General features: G+C 72.8%; 7 protein-coding genes. 4 read left to right on the plus strand and 3 right to left on the minus strand.

All coding sequences use genetic code 11. From position 1 onward, the window contains the following. The 3 genes from ACI78V_RS22660 to ACI78V_RS22670 all read right to left on the minus strand — a co-directional run. Nucleotides 1-643: CoA transferase subunit A (locus tag ACI78V_RS22660; protein ID WP_456855015.1), on the minus strand; the 643-nt coding region annotated here is incomplete at its 3' end. 25 nt (nucleotides 644-668) lie between these two features. Next, entirely contained in the window at nucleotides 669-1,907 is a 1,239-nt protein-coding gene (locus tag ACI78V_RS22665; RefSeq protein ID WP_456855020.1) for an MFS transporter, read from the minus strand. After that, the gene (locus tag ACI78V_RS22670) at nucleotides 1,904-2,713 is read right to left on the minus strand and encodes an IclR family transcriptional regulator domain-containing protein (RefSeq protein ID WP_456855024.1); all 810 of its coding nucleotides are present in this window, start codon (nucleotides 2,711-2,713) and stop codon (nucleotides 1,904-1,906) included. Before ACI78V_RS22670 ends, ACI78V_RS22665 begins: the two co-directional genes overlap by 4 nt. A gap of 323 nt (nucleotides 2,714-3,036) precedes the next feature. Between ACI78V_RS22670 and ACI78V_RS22675 the strand changes: the two genes are divergently transcribed. The 4 genes from ACI78V_RS22675 (at nucleotide 3,037) to ACI78V_RS22690 (ending at nucleotide 6,952) form a co-directional block, all read left to right on the plus strand. Further along, a complete protein-coding gene (locus ACI78V_RS22675) occupies nucleotides 3,037-3,900 on the plus strand; it encodes an ABC transporter permease (RefSeq protein ID WP_456855029.1) in 864 nt (287 codons plus the stop codon). Next, nucleotides 3,900-4,673, plus strand: a complete 774-nt coding sequence (locus tag ACI78V_RS22680; protein WP_456855035.1) for an ABC transporter permease — start codon at nucleotides 3,900-3,902, stop codon at nucleotides 4,671-4,673. The genes ACI78V_RS22675 and ACI78V_RS22680 overlap by 1 nt, the downstream gene beginning before the upstream one ends. A 54-nt stretch (nucleotides 4,674-4,727) precedes the next feature. After that, complete coding sequence (locus ACI78V_RS22685; protein WP_456855037.1) at nucleotides 4,728-5,567, plus strand: ABC transporter ATP-binding protein; 840 nt, start codon at nucleotides 4,728-4,730, stop codon at nucleotides 5,565-5,567. 173 nt (nucleotides 5,568-5,740) lie between these two features. Beyond that, the gene (locus tag ACI78V_RS22690; protein WP_456855040.1) at nucleotides 5,741-6,952 is read left to right on the plus strand and encodes a cytochrome P450; all 1,212 of its coding nucleotides are present in this window, start codon (nucleotides 5,741-5,743) and stop codon (nucleotides 6,950-6,952) included. Nucleotides 6,953-7,060: the final 108 nt, after the last annotated feature.

The following is a 7,060-nucleotide window of genomic DNA, read 5'->3' on the forward strand; positions in this document are numbered from 1 at the left end:
CCCCGGGCTCCACCAGGCGCTCGACCTCGGCGATGGTGATCCGCCCGGCCATGCCGGCCAGCGGGTTGAAGTTGGCCGCGGACTCGTGGAACACCAGGTTGCCGTGCCGGTCGCCGACCGCGGCGCGCACGAGCCCGAAGTCGGCGGTCAGCGCGGTCTCCAGCACGTACTGCTGGCCGTCGAACTCGCGGATCTCCTTGGGCGCGGAGGTCTGCACCACGGTGCCCTCGGCGTCGTAGCGGACCGGGATGCCGCCGTCGGCGACCATCGTGCCCACGCCGGTGGGGGTGTAGAAGGCCGGGATCCCGACGCCCCCGGCGCGCAGCCGCTCGGCCAGGGTGCCCTGCGGGGTGAGCTCCACCTCCAGCTGCCCGGACAGGTAGCGGCGGGCGACCTCCTTGGAGCCGCCCACGAACGAGCTGATCGTCTTGCGGATCCGCCCGGCGTACAGCAGCACGCCCAGCGCCGCGTCGTCGACGCCGCAGTTGTTGCTGATCGTGGTCAGGTCCGTGGTGCCCTGCTCCAGCAGCGCGTCGATCAGCCCGTACGGGATGCCGCACAGCCCGAACCCGCCCACGGCCAGCACCGCGCCGTCGGGCACGTCGGCCACCGCCGCGGCAGCACTCTCCACCACCTTGTCCATGCGCTCCTCCTCGTCCGTCGTGGGGTCAGGGCCGTGCGGGGGCGGGCTGCTCGCGCTCCGCCCGGGGCCTCTCGGTGACCAGGCGCGGCCGGCCGGCGTACACCCCGGCTGCGATCTGCACGCCCAGCAGCACGAGCAGCAGGACCAGGCCCGGTCGCCACCCGCCGGTCGCGTCGTGCAGCAGGCCGACGGCCAGCGGGCCGGTCGCGGCCAGCAGGTAGCCGGCGCTCTGCGCGGCGGCCGACAGCCGGCCGGTCTGGGCGACGTCCCGGGTGCGGACCAGGATCAGCGTCATCGCCAGCGGGAAGCACAGGCCGGTGCCGAGGCCGTAGAGCACCGCCCAGAGGACCGGTGCCGCCGCGGGCGCCACCAGCAGGCCGACGATGCCGACCGCCGTGGGGAGGCTGCTCCCGACCACCCAGGGGACCTGGCTGGCCCGGCGGGCCGCGAGCGGCGGGACGACGAGCGCGCACGGGGCGCCGATCGAGGCCGCGGCGGCGACGAGAGCGCCGGCGCCCACGGCCGAGACCCCGGCGTCGTCCTCCAGGACGTCGGCCAGCCAGGTGAGCATCGCGTAGAAGGCCAGCGACTGGAGGCCGAAGAACACGGTGACGGCGACGGCCACCCGGTCCCGCAGGACCGCGGCGACCGGGAGCCGGGCGGCCGGCGGGCCGGCCGGCTGCCTCCGGCGGACGGCGAGGACGGCGACGCAGGCGGTGGCGGGGACCACCAGCAGCAACCACAGCGCCAACCCGGCGACGGCGCTGCCGCCGGCGGTGGCCATCGGCTGGGCGAGACCCGCGCCGAAGCTGGCCGACAGGGCCATCGAGGCGGTCGTCGCCCCGAGGACGGGAGCGCTGCGCGGGCCGTACTCCGCGCGGACGGCGGCGGGGAGCAGCACGTTGACCACGGCGATGCCGCCGCTGAGCAGGACGGTGCCGGCGAACAGACCCCAGGTGCCGGCCAGCCGCAGGGCCACGCCCACCGCGAGCACGACGGAGCCGGCGAGGACGGCGCGGTGGACGCCGAGGCGCGCCGCGAGGGCCGGCGCGGTGGGGGAGAGCAGTCCGAAGCAGACCAGCGGCAGCGAGGTGAGGACCGCGAGCGCCGACGTGGAGACGGCCAGCTCGTCGCTGAGCTCCCCGAGCAGGGGCCCCACGGCGGCGAACGGCGCGCGCAGGCAGAGGGCGACCAGGACCAGGACGGCGGCGGGGGCGAGCCACGCCCACCACCGGCGGGGGCGGTCGGGTGCGGGCGGGGTCACGACCCCGGACGCCGGGTGCGCTCGAGGTCCAGTTCGATGTTCGCCGCCGTCTCCAGCAGCGCCGGTACCAGCTCCTGCTCCAGCTGCCCCATCGACGTCCGGCTGGCGTGGACGGAGACGTTGAGGGCGGCGACCACCTCGCCGTCGGCGTCCCGGATCGGGGCGGCGGCCGACCGCAGGCCGTGCTCGAGCTCCTGGTCGACGAGGGCGTAGCCCTGCCGGCCGGCGAGCTCGACGGCGGCCCGCAGCTCGACGGGGTCGGTGACGGTGTGCTCGGTGAAGCGGGTGAACACCGCGCGCTGCAGGTAGCCGGCCAGCTCGGCGTGCGGCAGGCCGGCGAGCAGCACCCGGCCCATCGAGGTGGCGTGCGCCGGGAAGCGGGTGCCCACGGCGATGAGCACGGTCATGATCCGCTTGGTGGGGACCCGCGCCACGTAGACGATCTCGTCGCCGTCGAGCACCGACACCGACGAGGACTCGTGGACCCGGGACACCAGCGTCTCCAGGTGCGGCTCGGCCACCTCCGGCAGCGTCAGGCCCGACAGGTAGGAGTAGCCCAGCTCGAGGACGCGGGGACGCAGGGAGAACTCCCGGCCGTCCATGCGCACGTAACCCAGTTGCACCAGCGTGAGCAGGAAGCGCCGGGCCGCGGCCCGGGTCAGGCCGGTGGCGCGGGCGACGTCGGACAGGTTCAGCCGCGGGTGCTCGGCGTCGAAGGCGCGGATGACGGCCAGACCACGGTCGAGCGACTGCACGAAGGTACTGTCGCGCGCCGGCAGGGCGGCCTGCTCCTCGGCGATCTCCAACGCAGTTCCTCCCCAGGGCTGTGACGCCGGTCGCGTCTGTGACATTGTGCGCAGAGTGAACTGCTGTTCGGCAAGCGGCGCTCACGTGCGATCACGGCGTGGTCACAGGCACAGTGCGCCGCTTGACGGTGAGTGGGATCACCTGTTTCCGTTCACAGGAAGAACATCGGTTCGCCCTGCGAACGGCTGATATCCGATACGACTCCGTACCCGATCACCACTATCCGGGGAGCGCCCATGCGCCGAACTCGACCGGCTCGCGCCACCGCGCCGTCGCCGTCCGCCCTCCGCGCGGGGCGCGACGGACGAGAGGTGCCGTCGCCGTGACCGACTCCGCCCCCGTCTCCGTCTACGAGCCGGCCGCCGACAACGCGGACGCCGGCGTCGCCCCCAAGCCGCCGGCCCGGCGGGAGATCGGCAGCTCGCCGGTCCTACTCGGCACCATCGGCCTGGTCGCCCTCATCGCCCTGTTCGAGGTCCTGCCGCGCATCGGCGTCCTGCCCAGCCAGTTCTTCCCGACGTCGTCGGAGATCGGCGCGGCGCTGGTCGACCAGTTCGGGCAGCCGGAGTTCTGGAGCTCCCTGCTCGACACCATCCAGGGCTGGGCCATCGGTCTCGCGATCGCGGCCGTCGCCGGCGTGGTCCTCGGGATCGTCATCGGCGGCTCGCACTGGCTGCGGGAGCTGACCGCCTCGACGATCGAGTTCCTCCGGCCGATCCCGTCGGTCGCGCTGATCCCCCTGGCGGTGCTGCTGTTCGGCACCGCCCTGGAGAGCAAGCTGCTGCTGGTCGTCTACGCGGCCTTCTGGCAGATGCTCATCCAGGTGCTCTACGGCGTCCAGGACGTCGACCCGGTGGCCCAGGACACCGCCCGCGCCTACCGGTTCGGCTTCCTGGCCCGCATCCGCTACGTCACCTGGCCCACGGCGCTGCCCTACGTCATGACCGGCCTGCGGCTGTCGGCCTCGGTCGCGCTGATCCTCGCGGTCACCGCCGAGCTGGTCATCGGCAACCCCGGCCTGGGCAACCGCCTCGCGGTGGCGCAGAGCTCGGGGGCCATCGAGGCGACCTACGCCCTCGTCGTCGTCGCCGGCCTGCTCGGCGTCATCGTCAACCTGGTGTTCCGGTTCATCGAGCGACGGGCCCTGAGCTGGCACCCGTCCCAGCGTGGAGAGGTGGCTCTCTGATGCGCGTCCTGCGCCGGTTGGGCTTCACGTTCGCCCTGCCCGTCGTCCTGTTCGCGCTGTGGTGGGTGACGTCGGCCAGCAGCACCGACTTCTACTTCCCGCCGCTGTCGCGGATCATCGACAGCCTCGTGGAGGAGTGGTTCGGGCCCCGGCTGGCCGACGACGTGTGGCCCAGCCTGTGGCGGCTGGCGGCCGGCTACCTGGTCGCCGCGGTCATCGCCGTCACCCTCGGCGTGCTGATCGGCACCTACAAGAAGCTGCGTGACCTGCTCGAGCCGGTGCTGGAGTTCTTCCGGGCCATCCCGCCGCCGGTCGTCGTCCCGATCCTGATGCTGATCTTCGGCATCGAGAACACGATGAAGATCGTGGTCATCGCCTTCGGCTGCATGTGGCCGATCCTGCTGAACACCGCCGAGGGGGTGCGGGCCGTCGACAGCGTGCTGTCCGACACCGCCCGGACCTACCGCATCTCCGGTGCGGCTCGGCTGCGGCACCTGATCCTGCCGGCGGCCAGCCCGCAGATGGCCGCCGGGCTGCGCCAGGGCCTGTCGGTCGCGATCATCCTGATGGTCATCAGCGAGCTGTTCGCGGCCAGTGACGGCCTGGGCTTCGCGATCGTCCAGGCGCAGCGGAGCTTCGCCATCCCCGAGATGTGGGCGGGCATGCTGATGCTCGGCCTGCTCGGGTTCCTGCTCTCCCTGCTGTTCCGCCTCGTCGAGAACCGGTGGCTGGCCTGGTACCACGGCCTGCGCCGTGCCCAGCGTGCCGGCTGACCGCGCGCTCCTCCCCACACTCCCTTGACCCCCTGAATCGGAAGGCGCAACGCGATGCTCGAGGTGAACGGCATCAAGAAGATCTACGAGGGCAAGTCGCGCACGGTCGAGGCCGTGCGCAACCTGACCTTCACCCTCAAGGAGGGCGAGTTCGCCTGCCTGGTGGGGCCCTCCGGATCGGGCAAGACCACCCTGCTCAAGATCATGTCCGGGCTGCTGGACCCCACGGAAGGTGAGGTCCTCCTCAACGGCAAGAAGGTCGACGGCCCGCCGCCGGGCATGGCGATCGTGTTCCAGGAGTACGGGCGCAGCCTGTTCCCGTGGATGAGCGTGCGGGAGAACGTGGAGCTGCCGCTCAAGCAGAAGAAGGTCCCCGCGGCCCGGCGCAAGGAGCTCGTCGACGAGTCGATCGCCGCCGTCGGCCTGGCCGACGTGCACAGCGCCTACCCGTGGCAGCTCTCCGGCGGCATGCAGCAGCGGGTCTCGATCGCCCGCGCGATCGCCTACGAGCCGGAGGTGCTCCTCATGGACGAGCCCTTCGCCGCGGTCGACGCGCAGACGCGCGCCGACCTCGAGGACCTCGTCCGCGACCTGTGGCACCGGTTCAAGGTGACCACCCTGTTCGTCACGCACGACATCGACGAGTCGGTCTACCTGGCGCAGCGGGTCATCGTGCTGTCCAGCAGCCCGACGGTCATCCGCGACGACGTGGCCATCGACCTGCCCGACGAGCGCGACCAGCTGCACACGCGGTCCTCGCCGCGGTTCGCCGAGCTGCGGGCCCGGGTCTTCGAGCAGATCCACCGGCCCAAGGAGGAGACCCCGGGCGCGGTCGACCCGCACGCCCCGGCGGTCATCGGTGCGCCCTCGGCCGACCACGGCCACACGTACTGACCCCTGGTCGCCCCCGCGACGAACCGGCCCCGTCCACCAGCACGGTGGGCGGGGCCGTGTCGTCCCCCGACCGGGACGGCGTCTCTCATTGAGCGAGACGGCGGTGGGAGGTGGCCGGTGACGGCGGTCACGCTGTGCGCAGTCGCGTCCCCGAGCGGAACCCGGAGTACCCCGTGACCGTCGACAGCCCACCCACCACCGACGTCCCCGTGCTGGACGACGACCCGTTCGGCACCGAGGTGCTGACCGACCCCTACGAGTTCCACCGGCGCCTGCGCGACGCCGGTCCGGTCGTCTTCCTCGAGCGGTACGGCATCTACGCGATGGGCCGCTTCGACGAGGTCACGGCCGCGCTCAAGGACTGGGAGACCTTCGTCTCCAGCCGGGGTGCCGGGCTCGCCGACTTCGCCAAGGAGAAGCCGTGGCGACCGCCGAGCCTGCTGCTGGAGGCCGACCCACCGGACCACACCGTCGTCCGGACGGCGATGAACGGCGTCATCTCGCCCCGCAGCCTGCGGGCGCTGCGGGAGCGGTTCGCCGCCCCCGCCGCGGAGATCGCCGACCGCCTGGTGGAGCAGGGCACCTTCGACGCGGTGACCGACCTGGCCGAGGTCTACCCGCTGCGGGTCTTCCCCGACGCCGTCGGGCTGCCCGAGGAGGGCCGGGAGAACCTGCTGCCCTACGGCGGGCTGGCGTTCAACGCCTTCGGCCCGGACAACGAGCTGCGCCGCAACGCCCTGGCCACCGCCGCTCCGGTCCAGGCCTGGATCTGGGAGCAGTGCCAGCGGGAGAACCTCGCCCCCGGAGGCTTCGGCGCCCACATCTGGGAGGCCGCCGACCGCGGCGAGATCACCCACGAGCAGGCGCCCATGCTGGTCCGCTCGCTGCTCACCGCCGGCGTGGACACCACCGTCTACGGCATCGCCAACACCGTCTACGGCCTCTCCCGCCACCCCGACCAGTGGGCGCTGCTGCACGCCACCCCGGCCAAGGCGAAGTTCGCCTTCGACGAGGCCCTGCGCTGGGAGTCGCCGGTGCAGACCTTCTTCCGCACCACCTCCCGCGAGGTGGAGGTCGCCGGCACCACCATCCCCGAGGGCACCAAGGTGCTGCTGTTCCTGGGCTCGGCCAACCGCGACCCGCGCCAGTGGGGCGAGGACGCCGACCGCCTCGACACCGGCCGCCGCGCGGCCGGCCACGTCGCCTTCGGCATGGGCATCCACCAGTGCGTCGGCCAGCCGGTGGCCCGCCTGGAGACCGAGCTGGTGCTCACCGCCCTCGCCCAGCGGGCCCGCGCCCTCGAGCCGGCCGGCGACCCGATCCCGAAGCTGAACAACACTTTGAAGGGCTGGGCGAGCGTGCCGGTGCGCGTCACCCCGGCCTGAGCCGCACACACGACGGCGGGCCCCGCGGGTTCTCCCACCGGGGGCGCCCTCGTCCCACGGTCAATACGCGACCAACGTCTAGACGTCGAAAAACTAGCTGTTGTTTCC

The organism is Geodermatophilus sp. SYSU D00742, from assembly GCF_054049935.1.

What these genes read in the sequence shown, in the direction of transcription:
- ACI78V_RS22685 (WP_456855037.1), top strand. Translation starts at nt 4,728, where the DNA reads ATGCTCGAGGTGAACGGCATCAAGAAGATCTACGAGGGCAAGTCGCGC.
- ACI78V_RS22680 (WP_456855035.1), top strand. Translation starts at nt 3,900, where the DNA reads ATGCGCGTCCTGCGCCGGTTGGGCTTCACGTTCGCCCTGCCCGTCGTC.